General features: G+C 65.3%; 17 protein-coding genes. 14 read left to right on the top strand and 3 right to left on the bottom strand.

The features are described 5' to 3' along the window. The first annotated feature begins 21 nt into the window (after window positions 1-21). From JNL31_RS08085 to JNL31_RS08065, 5 genes are read left to right on the top strand one after another with little or no spacing between them, the layout of a single operon-like run. Complete coding sequence (locus JNL31_RS08085; protein ID WP_294972052.1) at window positions 22-1008, top strand: ABC transporter ATP-binding protein; 987 nt, start codon at window positions 22-24, stop codon at window positions 1006-1008. Window positions 1009-1049: 41 nt separating this feature from the next. Then, on the top strand, window positions 1050-1943 hold the full coding sequence (locus tag JNL31_RS08080) for an ABC transporter permease (protein ID WP_294972051.1): 894 nt from the start codon (window positions 1050-1052) through the stop codon (window positions 1941-1943). Further along, a complete protein-coding gene (locus JNL31_RS08075; protein WP_294972048.1) occupies window positions 1933-2751 on the top strand; it encodes an ABC transporter permease in 819 nt (272 codons plus the stop codon). Before JNL31_RS08080 ends, JNL31_RS08075 begins: the two co-directional genes overlap by 11 nt. 11 nt (window positions 2752-2762) lie before the next feature. Then, on the top strand, window positions 2763-4205 hold the full coding sequence (locus JNL31_RS08070) for a gamma-aminobutyraldehyde dehydrogenase (RefSeq protein ID WP_294972045.1): 1443 nt from the start codon (window positions 2763-2765) through the stop codon (window positions 4203-4205). A 22-nt stretch (window positions 4206-4227) separates the two neighbouring features. After that, complete coding sequence (locus tag JNL31_RS08065; protein WP_294972042.1) at window positions 4228-4974, top strand: hypothetical protein; 747 nt, start codon at window positions 4228-4230, stop codon at window positions 4972-4974. Here JNL31_RS08065 and JNL31_RS08060 read toward each other — a convergent pair. Further along, window positions 4933-5853, bottom strand: coding sequence for a LysR family transcriptional regulator (locus tag JNL31_RS08060; RefSeq protein WP_294972039.1), 921 nt, complete (start codon window positions 5851-5853; stop codon window positions 4933-4935). The two genes, JNL31_RS08065 and JNL31_RS08060, sit on opposite strands and share 42 nt — an antisense overlap. Before the next feature lie 162 nt (window positions 5854-6015). Here JNL31_RS08060 and JNL31_RS08055 point away from each other — a divergent pair, with 162 nt between their 5' ends. The 4 genes from JNL31_RS08055 (at window position 6016) to JNL31_RS08040 (ending at window position 12017) form a co-directional block, all read left to right on the top strand. Further along, entirely contained in the window at window positions 6016-8199 is a 2184-nt protein-coding gene (locus JNL31_RS08055) for a thiamine pyrophosphate-dependent enzyme (protein WP_294972037.1), read from the top strand. After that, the gene (locus tag JNL31_RS08050) at window positions 8196-9227 is read left to right on the top strand and encodes an ACP S-malonyltransferase (RefSeq protein ID WP_294972034.1); all 1032 of its coding nucleotides are present in this window, start codon (window positions 8196-8198) and stop codon (window positions 9225-9227) included. The genes JNL31_RS08055 and JNL31_RS08050 overlap by 4 nt, the downstream gene beginning before the upstream one ends. Then, entirely contained in the window at window positions 9224-10717 is a 1494-nt protein-coding gene (locus tag JNL31_RS08045) for an aldehyde dehydrogenase family protein (protein ID WP_294972031.1), read from the top strand. The genes JNL31_RS08050 and JNL31_RS08045 overlap by 4 nt, the downstream gene beginning before the upstream one ends. 220 nt (window positions 10718-10937) lie before the next feature. Beyond that, entirely contained in the window at window positions 10938-12017 is a 1080-nt protein-coding gene (locus JNL31_RS08040; protein WP_294972029.1) for a saccharopine dehydrogenase C-terminal domain-containing protein, read from the top strand. Window positions 12018-12046: 29 nt separating this feature from the next. Here the strand turns inward: JNL31_RS08040 and JNL31_RS08035 are convergent, their stop codons facing one another. After that, window positions 12047-12802: an NAD(P)-binding domain-containing protein gene (locus tag JNL31_RS08035; protein ID WP_294972026.1), complete on the bottom strand. Its 756-nt coding sequence runs from the start codon at window positions 12800-12802 to the stop codon at window positions 12047-12049. Further along, window positions 12799-14121 (bottom strand): aspartate aminotransferase family protein, encoded by a 1323-nt coding sequence (locus tag JNL31_RS08030; RefSeq protein ID WP_294972024.1) that lies wholly within the window; start codon window positions 14119-14121, stop codon window positions 12799-12801. Before JNL31_RS08030 ends, JNL31_RS08035 begins: the two co-directional genes overlap by 4 nt. A 68-nt stretch (window positions 14122-14189) precedes the next feature. Between JNL31_RS08030 and JNL31_RS08025 the strand changes: the two genes are divergently transcribed. The 5 genes from JNL31_RS08025 to JNL31_RS08005 all read left to right on the top strand — a co-directional run bounded on the left by JNL31_RS08025 (window position 14190) and on the right by JNL31_RS08005 (window position 19022). Next, a complete protein-coding gene (locus JNL31_RS08025) occupies window positions 14190-14795 on the top strand; it encodes an XRE family transcriptional regulator (protein ID WP_294972021.1) in 606 nt (201 codons plus the stop codon). Between the two features lie 76 nt (window positions 14796-14871). After that, window positions 14872-16017, top strand: coding sequence for an ABC transporter ATP-binding protein (locus JNL31_RS08020; RefSeq protein WP_294972019.1), 1146 nt, complete (start codon window positions 14872-14874; stop codon window positions 16015-16017). 12 nt (window positions 16018-16029) lie between these two features. Beyond that, window positions 16030-17259, top strand: coding sequence for a sugar ABC transporter substrate-binding protein (locus JNL31_RS08015; RefSeq protein ID WP_294972016.1), 1230 nt, complete (start codon window positions 16030-16032; stop codon window positions 17257-17259). 37 nt (window positions 17260-17296) lie between these two features. Then, on the top strand, window positions 17297-18217 hold the full coding sequence (locus tag JNL31_RS08010) for a carbohydrate ABC transporter permease (RefSeq protein ID WP_294972015.1): 921 nt from the start codon (window positions 17297-17299) through the stop codon (window positions 18215-18217). Next, window positions 18210-19022 carry a carbohydrate ABC transporter permease gene (locus JNL31_RS08005; RefSeq protein WP_294972012.1) on the top strand — a complete coding sequence of 271 codons (813 nt, stop codon included), beginning with the start codon at window positions 18210-18212 and terminating at the stop codon, window positions 19020-19022. Before JNL31_RS08010 ends, JNL31_RS08005 begins: the two co-directional genes overlap by 8 nt. Window position 19023: the final 1 nt, after the last annotated feature.

The following is a 19023-nucleotide window of genomic DNA, read 5'->3' as shown; positions in this document are numbered from 1 at the left end:
CACCCACCCTACGGATGTCCCATGACCGCAGCTGTCGAATTTTCCAATGTTTCCCGTCATTTCGGCAATGTGAAGGCCGTCGATGGCGTCGACCTGACCATCGCCGAGGGATCGTTCTTCGCCATGCTCGGGCCGTCGGGGTCGGGCAAGACCACCTGCCTGCGGCTGATCTCGGGGTTCGAGAAACCCACCGGCGGCGCGATCCGCATCTTCGGCGAGGACGTGTCGAACACGCCCCCGCATCTGCGCAACGTGAATACGGTGTTCCAGGACTATGCGCTGTTCCCGCATATGAACGTGCGCGACAACGTGGCCTATGGGCTGATGGTCAAGGGCATGGGCCGCAGCCAGCGCCGCGCCAAGGCTGACGAAATGCTGGCCTTGGTGAAGCTTGGTGCCTACGGCGACCGCAAGCCCGCGCAATTGTCGGGCGGTCAGCGGCAGCGGGTGGCGCTGGCCCGGGCCTTGGTGAATGAGCCCCGGGTGCTGCTCTTGGACGAACCGCTGGGGGCGCTGGACCTGAAGCTGCGCGAGGCGATGCAGGACGAGCTGAAGGCCTTGCAGAAACGGCTGGGCCTGACCTTCGTCTTCGTCACCCACGACCAGCACGAGGCGCTGTCGATGGCCGACAGCCTGGCGGTGTTCAACGAAGGCCGGATCGCCCAGATCGGCAGCCCGCAGGACATCTACGACCGTCCGGCGACCCGCTTCGTCGCGGATTTCGTCGGGTCGTCGAACGTGCTGCCCCCCGACCTGACCCGCGCGCTGGGCGGTCCGGCGGAATGGGCGAGCCTGCGGCCCGAGGCGACGCGGCTTGCGGCCAGTGGCCCGGTCTCCGGCAGGGTCACGGCGCTGCGCTATCTGGGATCCGGGACAAGAGTGGTGATCGAGGCGCAGGGCACCGAGATTGCCGCCCTTGTCCCCGCAGGCCAGCCGGTGCCTGCCGAGGGGACGACGACTGCCATCGCCTTCGACCAGGGCGCGCTGCACCTGATGGGCGCGGCATGAGCGCCCCCGCGATCCTGCCCGCGCGCGGGTTCGCCGACCGAATGACCGCTACCTTCTGGCGGCATCCGAGGGTGCTGCTGGCGATCCTTCTTACCCCGCCGCTTCTGTGGCTGGGGGTGGTCTACCTCGGCTCGCTGGTCGCTCTGCTCTGGCAAAGCTTCTACTCGATCGACGAATTCTCCGGCGTGGTGAAGCAGGAATTCACCCTCAAGACCTATGCCGAGCTGCTGCGCCCGTCGAACTTCGACATCCTGGTCCGCACGGTGATCATGGCGGCGGTCGTGACGCTGGCTTGCGCCGCGCTGGCCTTCCCCATCGCCTATTATGCGGCCCGCTATGCCAAGGGGCACTGGAAGGCCGCCTTCTACCTGGGCGTCATGCTGCCCCTGTGGTCGAGCTACCTGGTCAAGGTCTATGCCTGGAAGCTGATCCTGGCCAAGGAGGGCATCATCGGCTGGGCGGCGGAACGCACCCATAGCTCGTGGATCATCGACGGGCTGCTGTCGATCCCCGGGCTGGAGGGGTCTTCGCTATCGACCTCGCCGCTGGGGACCTTCGCGGTCTTCGTCTACATCTGGCTGCCCTATATGATCCTGCCGATGCAGGCCGCCTTGGAGCGGGTGCCGAATTCCATGCTGGAGGCTTCGGCGGATCTTGGGGCGACGCGGGGCCAGACCTTCCGCACCGTGATCCTGCCCCTGGCGCTGCCGGGGGTGATCGCCGGGTCGATCTTCACCTTCTCGCTGACGCTGGGCGACTACATCATTCCGCAGATCATCGGCAATTCCGCCAATTTCATCGGCATGGCGGTCTACCAGCTGCAGGGCACGGCGGGGAACATCCCCTTGGCGGCGGCCTTCGCCGTGGTGCCGATCGCGGTGATGCTGGTCTATCTTGCGATTGCGCGGCGGATGGGGGCGTTCGATGCTCTCTGATCGCTCTCCGCTTTCCCTGCGGGCGGCTGCCATCGGCGGCCTCCTCTTCCTCCACCTGCCGATCCTCCTGATCTTCCTTTACGCCTTCACCACCGAAGAGCGCAGCTTCCAGTTCCCGCCGCCCGGCCTGACGACGCGGTGGTTCGCGACCGCATGGTATGACCGCCCCGACATCTGGCCGCCGCTGTGGCTGTCCCTGCGGGTGGCCACCATCGCCACCTCCATTGCCCTCATCCTCGGCACGCTGGTCGCCGCCGCGATGACCCGGACGGCCTTCTTCGGGCGCGACCAGATCAGCCTCCTGATCCTGCTTCCCATCGCATTGCCCGGGGTGATCACCGGCATGGCGCTGCGCTCGGCCTTCGGGATCATGGACGTGCCCTTCAGCGTCTGGACCATCGTCCTGGGCCACGCGACCTTCTGCATCGTCATCGTCTACAACAACGCCGTCGCCCGCCTGCGCCGATTGTCCGGGGGCATCATGGAGGCGAGTGCCGACCTTGGCGCCAATGCGTTCCAGACCTTCCGCCACGTCCTCCTCCCCAACATGGGCTCGGCCCTTCTGGCCGGAGGGATGCTGGCCTTCGCGCTGTCGTTCGACGAGGTGATCGTCACCATCTTCACCGCCGGATCGGGCGCCGAGGCCAAGACCCTGCCGATCTGGATGCTGGACGAGTTGATCCGCCCCCGCCAGCGGCCGGTGACGAACGTCGTCGCCATCGTGGTCTTCGCGGCCACCTTCTTCCCCATCCTTGCAGCCTACTACCTGACTCGCGGCGGCTCCGAAACCGCCGGAATGGGCAAATAGGGACCAAACCCATGAATCAGCATGTGAAAATCGACACCGCGCTTCTGATCGGCTCTGCCTTCGAGGCAGGGCAGGAGGCCAAGGAATCCGTCCTGAACCCGCGCACAGGTGCCTTGATCCTGGAGGTGCCCGAAGCCTCGACCGCGCAGGTCGACCGGGCCGTGGCCGCGGCGCGCAAGGCCTTTGACGGCTGGTCGCGGACGACGCCCGCCGAACGGTCGGCAGCGCTTCTGACCATCGCCGACCGGATCGAGGCCGAGGCCGATGCCTTCGCGGCGCTGGAGGCGCTGAACTGCGGCAAGCCGATCAACGCGGCCCGGAATGACGAAATCCCGGCCATCGTCGACTGTTTCCGCTACTTCGCCGGGGCAGTGCGCTGCATGACCGGCACGGTGGCGGGGGAGTATCTCTCGGGCCACACCTCGATGATCCGCCGCGATCCGGTGGGGGTGGTGGCCTCGATCGCCCCCTGGAACTACCCGCTGATGATGATGGCCTGGAAACTTGGCCCCGCCATTGGCGGCGGCAATACCGTGGTCTTCAAGCCCTCCGAGCAGACGCCCCTGACCGCGCTGAAGCTGGCGCATGTGCTGGCGGATGTGCTGCCGGAAGGCGTGGTCAACGTGATCGCGGGCCGGGGGCAGACGGTCGGCAACTACCTGATCAACCATCCGGGCGTCGACATGATCAGCCTGACCGGCGACGTGGCGACCGGCAAGAAGATGCTGGACGCCGCCGCCAAGACGGTGAAGCGCACGCATCTGGAACTGGGCGGCAAGGCCCCGGTGATCGTGTTTGACGATGCCGATATTTCGGAGGTGGTCGAGGGGCTGCGGGCGTTCAGCTTCTACAATGCTGGGCAGGACTGCACCGCCGCCTGCCGGGTCTATGCCGGGAAGAAGGTCTACGACAATCTGGTGGCCGACCTGACCTCTGCCGCCGCGTCCATCGTGCTGGGGGCCGAGGACGACACGACGAACGAAATCGGCCCGTTGATCAGCCAGCGCCAGCGCGACCGGGTGGCGAGCTTCGTCAACCGCGCGCGCGAGCTGAACCATGTGCAGGTGACGACAGGCGGCGAGGCGATGGAGCAGGGCTTCTACTACCGCCCGACCGTGGTGGCCGGGGCGAAGCAGGACGACGAGATTGTGAGGCGGGAGGTCTTCGGGCCGGTGGTGTCGGTCACGCCATTCTCGGATGTGGACGACGCGGTCACCTGGGCCAACGACAGCGACTACGGGCTGGCGAGTTCAGTCTGGACCCGCGACGTGGGCCGGGCGATGGCCACGGCAGCGCGGCTGCGCTACGGCTGCACCTGGATCAACACCCATTTCATGCTGACCAACGAAATGCCGCACGGCGGGTTGAAGCAATCCGGCTACGGCAAGGATATGTCGGCCTATGCGCTGGAGGACTACACGGTGGTCCGGCATGTGATGGTGAAGTGGGGGTAAGGATGGATTAAAGTCTAAAGCATTGACCAAGAAGACCACGAACCAACTCTTTAGCCCAAGAAGGCTGCATACCCTCCGTGCGAAGGGTCTTGGTGAAGACTGCACGCAGATATTAGACTACTTCCTTGATCTCGTCAAAATGAGAAGGGAGTCTGTTGAATTTGGAGAGATCTCTGAAATTACAGAAAGACGGCGTGCGCGTTTCACGCTCGATTCAATTTTTCAAGCAAGCTTGACTCGCTCCATAAATCTAATCATTGGCTTCACAAGACTTCTAGGGCTTAACAACACTCACTCTCTAGCTCTGCTGGCTCGGGGTCACTTTGAAACGACCGCGCTACTTGGTTTTCTCTGTGATCAACTCATCGCTTATGAGAAGGCAAGGCTTACGTTTGAGGATCTTCATGACAAGATTGCAGCAGCAATGTTGGGCCACTCTGGATCGGATTTCCCGGATGTTCTAAAGCCTATCAACGTGATGACAATGATCGAGAAGGCGGATCGATACCTCAAGTCGATAACGGACGGTCAGTGTTCTGGGCTTATTCTTGATTCGTATGGTTGGTTGTCAAACTTTGGGCACCCAAACTCCCTCTCCAGCGTCTCGTCTTTCAGATTAGATCGAGAAAAGGGAGCATTTGTATTTGGTGACAGGAATGCACTAAAGGACAATGAGAAAGAATTTATGAACTATCTTCTTCTTTCTACTGGCATCCAGTCAACTTTTCTAAAGGGCATTGGTGAAATTGGAGCGCGGGTCGATTTCTGAATCGTTGCGCCCCAACCACTCCACCAGCATCCCCAGCGGCCTGCTGACCACCCGCCCCTTCGGCCAGACCAGCGAATAGCTGGCTTCCAGCGTCTCGAACCCCTCCACTGCCGCGACCAGTCGACCCCGCTCCGCCTCTGCCTCGAACAGGAAGGACGGCAAGAGCGCCAGGCCGAAACCCAGGGCCGCCGCCTCGGACATGTGGGCGAAGGTGTCGAACAGCATCCCCCGCAGCCTGTCGACCGGGACCTTGCGGCGGGCGAACCAGTCTTCCCAGGCGCCGGGGCGGCTTTCGAGGTGGAGGAGGGGGAAGGTAAGCAGGCGCTCGGGCGGGAGCGGGCCTTCGGGCAGAAGGGAGGGCGCCCCGGCGGGGATCACCCGTTCGCGCATCAGTTCCAGGTAGTCGACCCCCTGCCAGTCGCCGGTGCCGAAATGCACGGCGGCGTCGAAGGGTTCGCGGGCGAAGTCGAAGGAGGCAAGGCGGGTGGAGAGGTTCACCGTCACCTCGGGATGGGCGTCGGTGAAGGCCTTGAGCCGGGGCAGGAGCCAGTGGCTGCCAAAGGCAGGCAGGACGGCGAGGTTCAGCGACATCCGCGCACCGGCGGCGCGCAGTTTCAGGCTGGAGCGGGCGAGGTCCTGCAGGTAGCCCCGCGCGGTGGCGGCATAGTCGCGGCCCGCGGGGGTCAGGACCAGCGCGCGGCCGGTGCGTTCGAAGAGGGTAACGCCGATCTGGTCCTCCAGATGCCGCAGCTGGCGCGAGATGGCGGAATGGGTCAGCGACAGCTCTCCCGCCGCCAGGGTGGCCGAGCCGAGGCGTTCCACCGCTTCCAGCGCAAGAAGGGAGCTGACCGAGGGCAGGAAGCGGCGGGGGGCGATCATGTGCGGAAAGCTCACATATTGGCGACATTTTGTCGGTTCTACTGGAGTTTTCCTTCAGATACACGGGTCAAAACACCGATCGGTCTAGAGATGAAGCTTCCAGATGTCCCGTGTCGCGCTGCCCCCGGTGGCGGCCAGCCCGCTTTTGTGGGAGGGTGAGGCGTGGACCGCTGCGAGATCGTGCATGACAACTTCCTGCGCCGGGTGGCCGCGCGGGATTTCCCTGCGGGCAAGCCGCCGCAAGGGCCGCTGACGCCCGAGCTTGCGGTGCAGGCCTTCCGCGCCGCTTGCCTGACCCGGGCGCTCGACCGCCAATCCCGCGCAATGCAGCGGGCGGGGCAGGGGTTCTACACCATCGGCTCCTCCGGGCATGAAGCACTGGCGGCGGTGGCCCTGGCGCTGCGGCCGACCGACATGGCCTTCCTGCATTACCGCGATGCGGCCTTCCAGATCGCCCGCGCCGGGCAGGTTCCGGGCGAAACCCCGGCCTGGGACATGCTCCTGTCCTTTGCCTCCTCGACCGACGACCCGATTTCGGGCGGGCGGCACAAGGTGCTTGGTTCGCGCCGCCTGATGATCCCGCCGCAGACCTCGACCATTGCCTCGCATCTACCCAAGGCGGTGGGCGCGGCCTATTCCGTTGGTGCGGCCCGGCGGCACCGGCCGGAACATGCGATCCTGCCGGAGGATGCGCTGGTGATGTGCAGCTTCGGCGATGCCAGCGCCAACCACTCCACCGCGCAGGGGGCGTTCAACACGGCGCAATGGACCAGCTACCAGTCGGTCCCGCTGCCGCTGCTGTTTGTCTGCGAGGACAACGGGATCGGCATTTCCACCAAGACCCCGAAGGGCTGGATCGAGGCCACCTTCTCTGCGCGTCCCGGCCTGACCTATTTCAAGGCCGACGGCCTCGACCTTTACGACACCTACCGCGTGGCGGCGGAAGCGGCGGAGTTCGTGCGCACCCGAAAGAAACCCGCCTTCCTGCACCTGCGCACGATCCGGCTTTACGGTCATGCCGGGGCGGATGTGCCGACGACCTACCTGCCGCGCGAGGAGGTGGAGGCCGAGGAGGCGCAGGACCCGCTTCTGCATTCGGTGCGGCTCATGGATCAGGCTGGGGTGATGGAGGCCGCGCAGGCGCTGGCGGTCTACCGTGAGACCTGCGCCCGGGTGGAACGGGTGGCTGGCGATGCGGTCAAGCGGCCCCGGCTGAAGTCGGCCTCCGAAGTGATGGCCTCACTGATCCCGCCCGCGCGGGTCTGCAAGCCGACGAACGGACCGACGCCCGAGGCGCGGGAGAAGGCCTTCGGTGCCGACCTCAAGGCGATGGACGAACCGCAGATCATGTCGCGGATCATCAACTGGGCGCTGACCGACCTGATGCTGGCCCACCGCGAGATCGTGATGATGGGCGAGGATGTCGGTCGCAAGGGCGGAGTCTACGGTGTCACCCAGAAGCTGACCGCGCGGTTCGGACCGGACCGGATGATCGACACTCTGCTCGACGAACAGTCGATCCTTGGCCTTGCCATCGGCATGGCGCAGAACGGCTTCGTGCCGATGCCGGAGATCCAGTTTCTCGCCTATCTGCACAACGCTGAGGACCAGCTGCGGGGCGAGGCAGCGACGCTGCCGTTCTTCTCGAAGGGCGCCTTCACCAACCCGATGGTGCTGCGGATCGCCGGGCTTGGCTACCAGAAGGGCTTCGGCGGGCATTTCCACAATGACAACTCGGTTGCCGTGCTGCGCGACATTCCCGGCGTGATCCTTGCGGTGCCGTCGAATGGGGCCGATGCCGCGCGGATGCTGCGGGAATGCGTGCGGCTAGCGCGCGAGGAGCAGCGGCTGGTGGTGTTCCTGGAACCCATCGCGCTGTACCCGATGCGCGACCTGCATGGGGAGAAGGACGGGCTGTGGATGACCCGCTACCCCGACCCGTCCGAAAGCATCGCGCTGGGTGAAGTGGGGATCAGCGGAGACGGGGCGGACTTGGCCATCGTGACCTTCGGCAATGGCGTCTACCTGTCCCATCAGGCACTGCCGCAGATCGAGGCGGCGGGGATCAAGGCCCGGATCGTCGATACGCGCTGGCTCTCGCCCCTGCCGAAAGAGGCGCTGACGGCGGCGGTCGCTGGTTGCAAGCATATCCTGATCGTCGACGAGACCCGGCACTCCGGCGGCGTGGCCGAGGCGCTGATGGCACATTTCCATGAGGCCGCTCCGGGGGTGCCCTTGGCCCGCCTGACGGCGGAGGACAGCTTCATCGCAACCGGCCCGGCCTATGCGGCAACCATGCCGTCTGCGGCGCAGATCGTGGCGGCGGCGAAGGGGCTGGTGGCATGAAGACCGCCGTCCTGATCTGCCCGGGTCGCGGGACCTATACCAAGACCGAGCTGGGGTCCTTGGCGAAGTTCCCGGCCCCCGCGCTCTTGGCCCGCTTCGACGCAGAACGCACCCGTCTGGGGCAGGAGACGCTGAGCGCGCTGGACGGGGCGCCGAGCTATTCGGTGTCGCGGCATTCGCGCGGCGACAATGCCTCGGCGCTGATCTACGCCTGCACCCTGGGCGACGCGCTGTCGCTGGGCGGGGTGGAGGTGGTCGCCGTCACCGGCAATTCGATGGGCTGGTATTCCGCGCTCGCCTGCGCCGGGGCGGTGTCGCCGATGGACGGGTTCACCGTGGTCAACACGATGGGCACGCTGATGCAGGAGGCGCTGATCGGCGGGCAGCTGGTCTATCCGTTCATGTCCGAGGACTGGGCCGATGCGCCCGCCCGGCGCGAGGAGTTGCTGACGCTGGTCGATCAGATCGGCGACCGGCCCGGGCATGATCTGGCGCTGTCCATCGACCTTGGCGGGATGCTGGTGATCGCCGGGAACGAGGCGGGCCTGAAGGCCTTTGAAGCCGCCGTGCCGCCGGTGCAGGGCCGCTTTCCGCTGCGGCTGGGCAACCACGCGGCGTTCCATACCGCCTTGCAGGCCCCGGTCGCGGCGAAGGGACGTGCGGCCCTGCCGGAAAGCCTGTTCACCCAACCCGCGAAGCCCCTGATCGACGGGCGTGGCCAGATCTGGTGGCCGGGGGCCGCCACGACCGGCGCCTTGCGCGACTACACGCTTGGTCATCAGGTGGTGGAGCCCTATGACTTCACCGCAGCCATCCGCACGGCCGCCCGCGAGTTCGCCCCTGACTATTTCATCGTCCCCGGCCCCGGCACGACTTTGGGCGGGGCGGTGGCGCAAAGCCTGATCCGTGCCAACTGGCGCGGGATGGCCTCAAAGGCCGATTTCCAGCGGTTGCAGGCCGAAGATCCCTTCCTTATCTCGATGGCGCTGCCCGACCAGCGCCCCCTCGTTACCGGAGACCCCAAATGACCCACGCCGAAATCCTTGCCGCCGCCGGGCTGACCAAGACCGACCTGGCCGGAGGCACCCTTGCCGTCCATTCGCCCATCGACGGCGCCGAAATCGCGAAGGTGCATGAAACTCAGGCCGGGGACATGCCCGCGATCATCGCCCGCTCACAGGCCGCCTTCCGCCAGTGGCGTGACGTCCCCGCGCCGCGTCGGGGTGAACTGGTGCGGCTTCTGGGTGAAGAACTGCGGGCAGCCAAGGCGGCGCTCGGCGCGCTGGTGACGCTGGAGGTCGGCAAGATCACTTCGGAAGGCTTGGGCGAAGTGCAGGAGATGATCGACATCTGCGACTTCGCGGTCGGCCTGTCGCGCCAGCTTTACGGTCTGACCATTGCCAGCGAGCGCCCCGGGCACCGGATGGCGGAAACCTGGCATCCGCTGGGGCCGGTCGGGATCATCAGCGCCTTCAACTTCCCGGTCGCCGTCTGGTCCTGGAACGCGGCGCTGGCTTTGGTCTGCGGCAACCCGGTGATCTGGAAGCCGTCGGAAAAGACCCCTCTGACCGCGATTGCAACCCACAAGATCATGGAACGCGCGCTGGCCCGCTTCGGCGACGCGCCCGAGGGCCTGTGCCAGCTGGTCATCGGCGGCCCGGCGGTCGGGGATGCGCTGGTGTCGTCGAAAGACGTGCCGGTCCTGTCGGCCACCGGCTCGACCCGGATGGGCAGCATTGTCGGCCCGAAGGTTGCCGCGCGCTGGGGCCGCCCGATCCTGGAACTTGGCGGCAACAATGCGATGATCGTGGCACCTTCCGCCGATCTGGAAATGGCGGTTCGCGCCATTGCCTTCGGCGCGGTCGGGACGGCGGGTCAGCGCTGCACCTCGCTCCGGCGGCTGATCGTGCACCGCTCGGTCCGCGATGATCTGGTCAAGCGTCTGGCCAAGGTCTACGCCAAGCTGCCGGTGGGCGACCCCCGCAAGGCCGGAACGCTGATCGGGCCGCTGATCGACATCGGCTCGCGCGACCGGATGCTCAAGCAGCTTGAGAAGGCCAAGGCCGAGGGCGGCAAGGTGCATGGCGGGCAGGCGGTCGAGGGCGTGAAGGGCGGGGCCTATGTCACCCCCGCGCTGGTCGAGATGCCGGGACAAACGGCGACAGTCTGCGAGGAATGCTTCGCGCCGATCCTCTATGTCCTGACCTATGACACCCTCGACGAAGCGCTCACCCTGCAGAACGAGGTGCCGCAGGGCCTGTCCTCCTGCATCTTCACCCTGAACCTGCGCGAGGCGGAAACGTTCCTCTCCGCCTCCGGGTCCGACTGCGGCATCGCCAACGTCAACATCGGGCCTTCGGGCGCGGAAATCGGCGGGGCCTTTGGCGGCGAGAAGGAAACCGGCGGCGGGCGCGAAAGCGGCTCGGACGCCTGGAAGGGCTACATGCGGCGGCAGACCTCGACCGTGAACTTCTCGGCCAAGCTGCCGCTGGCGCAAGGGGTCGAATTCCCGGTCTGAGACCGGGGCTGAAAGGACCAAGGCGCGCCGGTTCCGACCGGCGCGCCTTTTCATTTTCCGGCCTGTCGGCCAGCATCGTTACAATGCCGAAGCCATCGTCATTCTGTCAGGGAAAGCCGTCAATTTTGCGGATTGGCCCGGCGGAACCGGCACCTGCAGCGGTTAGCCTTCCGCCGAAGAAGATCGCCGCGCAGGACTGCGGCTGAAGAAGGAAAGACCCATGTCGTTCAGGAAAGTGGCCGTGCTCGGCCTTGGCAAAGTCGGCCATCTGGCGGCCGAGCTTCTGGTGGAGTCGGGTTTCGACGTGACCGGCGTCGATGCCCGCGAGGTGAAGGCCCCGTTCCCGACCCGCAGCGTCGATCTGCAGGACCAGGCGGCCATCGCCGATTTGCTGAAGGGGCAAGAGGCGGTCCTCTCCTGCCTGCCGTTCCACCTGAACATCGGCGTCTCGACCGTGGCCCATGCGCTGGGCCTGCACTATTTCGACCTGACCGAAGACGTGCCCACCACCAAGCACATCCGCGAGCTGTCGAAGACCTCCAAGGGCCTGATGGCGCCGCAATGCGGCCTTGCCCCCGGTTTCGTCGGCATCGTCGGCGCGCATCTGGCGGAACAGTTTGACAAGGTCCGCTCGATCCGCCTGCGCGTGGGCGCGCTGCCGCAGAACCCGACCGGGCTTCTGGGCTATGCCTTCAACTGGTCGCCCGAAGGCGTGGTCAACGAATACCTGAACGACTGCGAGGTGATCGAGGAAGGCGTGCTGAAATCCGTCTCGGCGATGGAATGGCTGGAGACGATCTATATCGACGGCATGCAGCTTGAGGCCTTCACCACCTCGGGCGGCCTTGGCACCATGTGCGAAACCTATGCCGACCGGATCGAGAACCTGGACTACAAGACCATGCGCTATCCGGGCCATGTGAAGCTGATGAATTTCTTCTTCCACGAGCTTCTGATGCGCGAGAACCGCACCGAAGCGGGGCGGATCCTGACCAACGCCAAGCCCCCGGTCGACGAGGACGTGGTCTATGTCCATGTCGCCGCCGAAGGCTGGCAGGGCGGGCAGCTGCGCCGCAAGGAATTCGTCCGCTCCTATTACCCGATCGAGATCGGCGGCAAGCAGCGCACCGCTATTGCCTGGACGACCTCGGCCTCGGTCGTGGGCGTGATCGAGATGGTGCGCGGCGGGCACCTGCCGCAGCAGGGCTTCCTCAAGCAGGAGGCGATCCCGCTGGAGCCCTATCTGAAGACGCGGACCGGCAACTACTACAACATCGGCCACCGCAGCCGCCACGCCTGAGCGGGGGAAGGTCCCGCCGGTGCCGGGACCTAGCCTCCGATCCGTTTCAACACGCGGTCCAGCCCCTCGTCCCAGGCATGCAGGCCATCGCTGAAGGCGAGCGTCGCGAGAAGCATCTCGCTGATGCCGCCTTCGGTCACGACGCTGCGGGCGATGTCGTCCAGCGGGCGATCCTCGCGCAACAGAACCTCGGCATTGCCGCGCAGCGTCGCCGCGACCAGCGCCCGGGCGGTGTCGGGCGGCAGGCCCTGCGACTGGAACCAATGGATGACATGGGCCATCCAGCCGAAGCTTGCGCCCGAGAAGGCGCCGAAGGCCGCGGCGGCGGTAAAGGTCTTCTCGTCGGCGAAGGCATGGACCGGGCCGGTCTTCGACAGGAAGTCGCGCCAGAACCCGTCCTCGGGGCACAGGATCGACGGCCCGAAGCCATAGGCATTGGCATAGCCCGGCATCATCGTGACCGCCGCGCGGGCCGGGCCGATCACCGATTGCAGCCTTGCAAGCCCCGTCCCCGCCATCGCCGACAGGACCGGCTGGCCGGGGCGGAAAGTCAGTTGCGAAAGCTCCTCCGCCCCCGTCGCGGCGGGAAGGCAGACAAAAACGCCCTCCGCCGCGTCGACCACGGCCTGATTGCTGGCAGCCACTTCGCAGCCATGCTCCGCCGACAGCCGCGCCGCGGTCTCGGCATTCCGGGGTGACAGGACCAGCCGGTAGCCCGCCCCCTGCAGCCCCCTGACCATCAGCCCGGCCAGATGCCCGACCCCGAGGATGCCGATCACGGTCACGGCATCTCCTCCAGCACCTCGGCCATCGTGGCGGCGGTAGCGGCGATGTCGGCCTCGGTATGGGCGATGGAGGACAGCGAATGCAGCGTGGCAGAGGGGTTCATGTAGACGCCCTTGTCCATCAGCCGCAGGGCGAAGTCGCGGAACTTCAGCCGGTCGACATGGGTGCAGAAATCACGGTAGTCGGTGATCTCGGGCCGGTCGGTGAAGAAGATCTGGAACATCGAGTTCACGCCCTGCACGATCATCCCGTGCCGGTTGGAGTGCTTGGCCAGCTTGCGGATTTCGTCCGTCATCGCCTTGCCGAGGTTCTTGATCCGCCGGAACCCGGCCTGATCGTCGGCCAGCATGGTTTCCAGCATCACCTTGGTCACATGCAGCGCCAGCCGCCCGGCGTTGTGGGTGCCGAAATGCAGGACCTTGCCCCATTCGAGGCCCGCCATGATCTCGGCCCGCCCGCCGATCATCGCCATCGGCAGCCCGCCGCCAAGCGCCTTGCCATAGGTGACGATGTCCGGGGTCAGCCCATACAATTCCGCGCAGCCCCCGGCGGCCAGGCGGAAACCCGTCACCGTCTCGTCCAGATAGAACAGCGCGCCATGCTGCTGGCACAGATCCTGCATCCGGTTCAGATAGCCGGGCTTCGGAGGGATGACGCCCATGTTGGACATGACGCCTTCGGTGACGACGCATGCGGCCGTGCCCCCGTGCAGCGCCATTGCGCGCTCCAGTGCGTCAAAGTCGTTCCAGCGGACGACGATGGTGTCCTTCCAGGCCTCCTCGGGGATGCCTGACGAATCGGGAATGCGGATCGGGTCATTCGGGTGGCCCAGCAGGGTGGGCGGATAGGGGTTGGTGTTGATCAGGACCGAATCCCACCAGCCGTGATAGTGCCCCTCGAACTTGATGATCTTGCGCCGCCCGGTGTGGCCGCGCGCCAGCCGGAAGGCGGCCATTGCGGCCTCGGTTCCGGTGTTGGCGAAGCGCACCTTGTCGACATGCGGCAGAAGCGCCACCAGCATCTCGGCCACTTCGACCTCGACCTCCAGCGCGGTGGCGAAATGGGTGCCGCGCGCGGCCTCGCGGGCGATGGTCTCCACCACTTTCGGGTGGGCATGACCCAGCGGCAGCGCGCCGAAAGCCATCATCCAGTCGATGTAATCGTTGCCGTCCACGTCATACAGCCGCGCGCCTGCCCCGTGGCTCATGTAGCGCGGCGCCCCGCCAAAGGTCGCCGGGCCGCGCGAAGCGGAAGAGACCCCCTCGACCAGCACCTTTTGTCCCCGATCGAACAAGCTTTCTGATTTCGGTCCTGCCATGACGTGCCCCATTGTGATTCCGACGCCAATTGTTATTATAGGAACATCCTGTCGTCAAACGGAACAGCATGGCCCCGCTCACCGACCGCCCCCGTAGCGTGGAACCGCATCAGGAACTGGCGAGCCGCATCAAGCGCTGGCGCGAGGCGCGGGGCCTGAACCAGCAGGCCCTGGCCGACCGGGCCGGGTTCGCGCGGTCCACGCTGTCGAAGATCGAGAACGGGCTCCTGTCGCCGACCTTCGAGATCCTCTTGAAACTGGCGCAGGGCTTCGGCTGCGAATTGTCCGATCTGGTGCGGGCCGAGGCGCCGGTCCTCGTGGGTCGGATGGTGGTGGAGCGGGGCGCGCCGGGCGCGGCCATCGACAATCCCAACGCCCGGCTCTGGCCCTTGGGGGCCGAGCTGCGGGGACGACCGTTCCAGTCGATGCTGGTGGAGTTCACGCAAGACGATCTTGCCGCGTTCGGTGAGTGGAACCGGCACGACACCGACGACATGTTGCACGTCCTGTCGGGCACGCTGGTCCTGCACACCGAAGGCTACGCACCCGCCACCCTGCACCCCGGCGACACGGTGCATTTCGACGGAACCATGCCCCACGCCTGCCTGAAAGGCGGACGGGAACCCTGCCGCTGTCTTTATGTCTTCGCCGCGCGGGGCGGGGGTGCCGGTTGATCAAATAAAAACGTTTTCAACAGGAATAAAAACGTATAGCCTTCCTTCAAGCGTGAGTCTTGGGAGGGTCTGACGTTTGGCTGGATTGCGGGTTTCCGGGCTGCGAAAGTCATTCGGCGCGGTCGACGTGCTGAAGGGGATCGACCTGGAGATCCCGGACGGCGCCTTTGTCAGCTTTCTTGGCCCCTCGGGCTGCGGCAAGTCCACGCTTCTGCGCTGCATCGCCGGGCTGGAAGAGCTGACCGAAGGCCGCATCGCCCTTGGCGGGCGTGAAATCACTGATCTGCCCTCGGCCAAGCGGGACATCGCGATGGTGTTCCAGAACTACGCGCTTTATCCCCATATGACCGTGCGGAAGAACATGGCCTTCGGCCTGTCGCTGAACGGGATGCCCGCCGCCGAGATCGCCGCCCGGGTCAAGAACGCCGCCGAGATCCTGCGCATCACCGAGCTTCTGGACCGCAAGCCGCGCCAGCTGTCCGGCGGGCAGCGCCAGCGGGTCGCCATCGGCCGGGCGATCACCCGTCAGCCGCAACTGTTCCTCTTGGACGAGCCGCTGTCGAACCTTGACGCCAGCCTGCGTGTCACCATGCGGGCCGAGCTCTCCGCGCTGCATGACCGGCTGGGGGTGACGATGATCTATGTCACCCATGACCAGATCGAGGCGATGACCCTGTCCGATCTGGTGGTGGTGCTGGACAAGGGCCATGTCGCGCAGGTGGGTCGCCCGCTGGAGCTGTTCCACCGCCCGGCGAACCTGTTCGTCGCCGGGTTCATCGGCAGCCCGCAGATGAACCTTCTCCCGGCGCGGGTGGCAGGGCAGGGAGCGGACAGCATCGCGCTGGCACTGAATGGCGCATCCCTGACGGTTCCGACCGCCGGGCACCACCCGATCGACCCCAGCGGCCCCGTCACGTTGGGCATTCGCCCCGACCGGCTGGAGATTGCCGCCGATGGCCAGCTCTCCGGCACCGTGCGGCTGGCCGAACGGCTGGGGACCGAGAACCATCTACACGTCGACCTTGCGACGGGCGGGCAGGTTGTCGTCATCACCGACGGCACCCATCCGGCCCGCGCCCGCGACACCGTTCGGCTGCGCATCCCGTCCGCCGATGCGCATGTCTTCGACGCCGACGGTCGGGCACTGCCCCGCAAGCTGGACGCGGCAACCGAAGCGCTGATCACCGAAACCGAGGGGCCGACAGAACCGGCCCGACCATAGGGAGGAAGACCGATGAAGATCACCAGGCGCACGCTTCTGGCGGCGACGATCCTGGCCCTGCCCGGCGCGAGCTTCGCCGAGGATCAGGTGCTGCGCTTTGCCACCTGGAACACCGACCCGGAAAGCATCGCCATCAACCAGGCCATCGTGGACAAGTTTCAGGAAGCCAACCCCGGCGTGAAAGTGCAGATCGAGCTCTACGGCGACGGGTTTGACGACAAGCTGACCGCCGCGATGGGGGCCGGCGATGCGCCGGACCTGATGTATATGTGGAACTTCCCGGCCTACAAGGACGCGCTCCTGCCGCTGGACGACCTGATTTCCCGCGATGCGGCCGAGCTGAACCTCGATGACATCCCCGCCGGGCTGATGAACATCTCGAAGATCGAAGGCAAGACCTATGCCATGCCGATCGGCTTCACCACGCAGGTCGTCTTCTACAACAAGGACATGTTCGCCGCCGCCGGGGTGCCGGAACCGCAGGCGGGCTGGACCTGGGCCGACCTTCGCACTGACGCCGCCAAGTTCCGCAATGCCGAGACCAAGACCTACGGTTTCGCCGTCGATGCCAAGCCCGACCCGTTCGATTTCGAGCAGTTCTTCTGGTCGAACGGCACCAAGTATATCTCCGACGACGGCAAGGTGCTGGAGGGCTACATGAACAGCCCGGAGGCCGCCGAGGTGCTGGACATGTTCGCCGACATGATCAAGACCGAAGAGGCCGTGGCGCTGAACATCGGCGACGACACCCCCGGTTCGGCGCTGTTCAAGACCGGCAAGATTGCCATGTTCCAGTCGGCGATGTGGTCGAAGACCGGGATCGACGAGTCCGGCATCAACTATGGCGTCGCACCGCTGCCCGCCTTCGGTGACAAACCGGTGCATTCGGTGATCGGCGCCTCTGGCCTGTCGATCTCTGCCAACGCCAAGGACCCGGAGCTGGCCTGGAAGTTCGTCAAGTTCTTCTCCACCCCCGAGGCGGTCGAGATGCGCACGAACGACCTGCCGATCCGCACTTCCGTGGCCGAAAAGCTGGGCCTCGCGACCGACCCGATCACCAAGCCGTTCTTCGACATGCTGGCCGTGTCCAACCGCGAGACCAACGCTTTCCTGAAGAACCCGAACTGGGGCCAGATCCAGGCCAACCTGGCGCTGGCGATTGAATCGGTGATGGTCGAGCAGGGCAATGCCAAGGCCCATCTCGACGAAGCCGTTGCCGCTTCGGCTCGGTTCCTGAACTGAGGCCGCAAGGGTTCCACGGAGAGATAAGGCCAGAGCCATGTCAGACGCCCGACGGATTTCCTCCCGACGCAGGCCTTGCCTGGTGCCCTGGCTCTTCATCTCTCCGTGGATACTCGGGTTCCTGTTCTTCACCCTTGGACCAATGATCTTCTCGCTGGTCATGAGCCTGCATGACTGGCCGGTGGTGGGCGAGCGCCGCTTCGTCGGCTTCGACAACTACCGCGTGATGCTGACCCAGGACCCGAAGTTCTGGCAAAGCCTTGGCGTCACAGTGAAATTTGCCGCGATCTTCGTGCCGCTGAACATCCTGCTGTCGTTCCTTCTGGCGGTCCTTCTGAACGTCAAGGTGCGCGGCACGGCGCTCTTCCGCACCGCCTTCTACCTGCCCTCGATCATCTCGGGCGTGGCCTTGGTGATGATCTGGAAATGGATCTACTCCAAGGATTACGGCCTCTTGAACTACGGCCTGTCGCTGCTGGGCGTCGATGGCCCGAACTGGCTGGGCGACCCAAACTGGTCGATCCTTGCCATCATCATCGCCTCGCTCTGGGGGCTGGGCGGCACCATGCTGATCCTGCTGGCGGGGCTGCAATCCATCCCGAAGGAGTTGTACGAGGCCGCCCGCATCTCGGGCGTGCCCGCCTGGGCGCAGACGGTCTACATCACCATCCCGATGCTGTCGCCGATGCTCCTCTTCACCTTCATCACCTCGCTGATCTCGGCCTTCCAGCAACTGACCATCGCGCTTCTCCTCACCAAGGGCGGGCCGCTCAACTCCACGTATTTCTTCGCGATGTACATCTACGACAACGCCTTCAAGTTCCACGACATGGGCTATGCGGCGGCGATGAGCTGGGTGATGTTCCTGATCATCCTGACCCTCAGCATGATCGTCCTGAAATACTCCGCCGCCTGGGTGCATTACGAAGGCGAAGTGAAGGGGGGCGGCAATGGTTAGAACCCTCACCTATGGCGCGCTGATCTTCCTGTCGGCGTTGTTCGTTGCGCCGTTCCTCTGGACCCTGCTGACCGCGGTGAAGACCGAGGCGGAGCTTGTCACCTGGCCCCCGGTCTTCTGGCCCGAGGACTGGCGTTGGGCGAACTTCCCCGAAAGCTGGGCCAAGCAGCCCTTCGGCACCTATCTGTGGAACTCGACGACCGTCGTGGTCCTGTCGACCATCGGCCAGGTCTTCTCCTCCTCGCTGGTGGCCTTCGGCTTCGCCCGCTTCCGCTTCCCCGGCCGCGACCCGATCTTCGTCCTGCTCTTGGCGACGATGATGATCCCCTGGGACGTCAAGATGATCCCGCTCTACATGGAGTTCAATCTCCTTGGCTGGATCAACACGTTGAAGCCCTTGATCATCCCGGCCTGGTTCGGCGAGGCGTTCTTCATCTTCCTTCTCCGGCAATACATCATGACCGTGCCGATGGAGATCGACGAGGCCGCCCGGATGGATGGCGCCAATGCCTGGCAGCTCTACTGGCGCATCCACCTGCCGCTGATGGTGCCGGGTCTGGTGCTGGTCGGGACGTTCCACTTCATGAACGCCTGGAACGATTACCTGGGGCCCCTGATCTATCTGAACGACCAGACGAAATACACCTTGCCGCTGGGACTTGGCCTCTTCCAGGGGCGGCATGACGTCGACAACATTGCCATCGCCGCGATCACGGTGATCCTGTGCCTGCCGCCCCTGGTCCTGTTCTTCTTCGTCCAGCGCTACATCATGGACAACGCGCTCGGCTCCTCGGTGAAGGGCTGAT

The organism is Tabrizicola sp., from assembly GCF_016792905.1.
Lineage (GTDB): Bacteria > Pseudomonadota > Alphaproteobacteria > Rhodobacterales > Rhodobacteraceae > Tabrizicola.
The sequence above is the reverse complement of the archived record's forward strand: the minus strand, read 5'-3'. Positions and strand labels throughout refer to the sequence as shown.

Coding starts and splice junctions, on each gene's coding strand:
- JNL31_RS08010 (WP_294972015.1), top strand. CDS start 17,297: ATGTCAGACGCCCGACGGATTTCCTCCCGACGCAGGCCTTGCCTGGTG.
- JNL31_RS08060 (WP_294972039.1), bottom strand. CDS start 5,853: ATGATCGCCCCCCGCCGCTTCCTGCCCTCGGTCAGCTCCCTTCTTGCG.
- JNL31_RS08045 (WP_294972031.1), top strand. CDS start 9,224: ATGACCCACGCCGAAATCCTTGCCGCCGCCGGGCTGACCAAGACCGAC.
- JNL31_RS08080 (WP_294972051.1), top strand. CDS start 1,050: ATGACCGCTACCTTCTGGCGGCATCCGAGGGTGCTGCTGGCGATCCTT.
- JNL31_RS08085 (WP_294972052.1), top strand. CDS start 22: ATGACCGCAGCTGTCGAATTTTCCAATGTTTCCCGTCATTTCGGCAAT.
- JNL31_RS08075 (WP_294972048.1), top strand. CDS start 1,933: ATGCTCTCTGATCGCTCTCCGCTTTCCCTGCGGGCGGCTGCCATCGGC.
- JNL31_RS08070 (WP_294972045.1), top strand. CDS start 2,763: ATGAATCAGCATGTGAAAATCGACACCGCGCTTCTGATCGGCTCTGCC.
- JNL31_RS08040 (WP_294972029.1), top strand. CDS start 10,938: ATGTCGTTCAGGAAAGTGGCCGTGCTCGGCCTTGGCAAAGTCGGCCAT.
- JNL31_RS08030 (WP_294972024.1), bottom strand. CDS start 14,121: ATGGCAGGACCGAAATCAGAAAGCTTGTTCGATCGGGGACAAAAGGTG.
- JNL31_RS08005 (WP_294972012.1), top strand. CDS start 18,210: ATGGTTAGAACCCTCACCTATGGCGCGCTGATCTTCCTGTCGGCGTTG.
- JNL31_RS08050 (WP_294972034.1), top strand. CDS start 8,196: ATGAAGACCGCCGTCCTGATCTGCCCGGGTCGCGGGACCTATACCAAG.
- JNL31_RS08015 (WP_294972016.1), top strand. CDS start 16,030: ATGAAGATCACCAGGCGCACGCTTCTGGCGGCGACGATCCTGGCCCTG.
- JNL31_RS08025 (WP_294972021.1), top strand. CDS start 14,190: ATGGCCCCGCTCACCGACCGCCCCCGTAGCGTGGAACCGCATCAGGAA.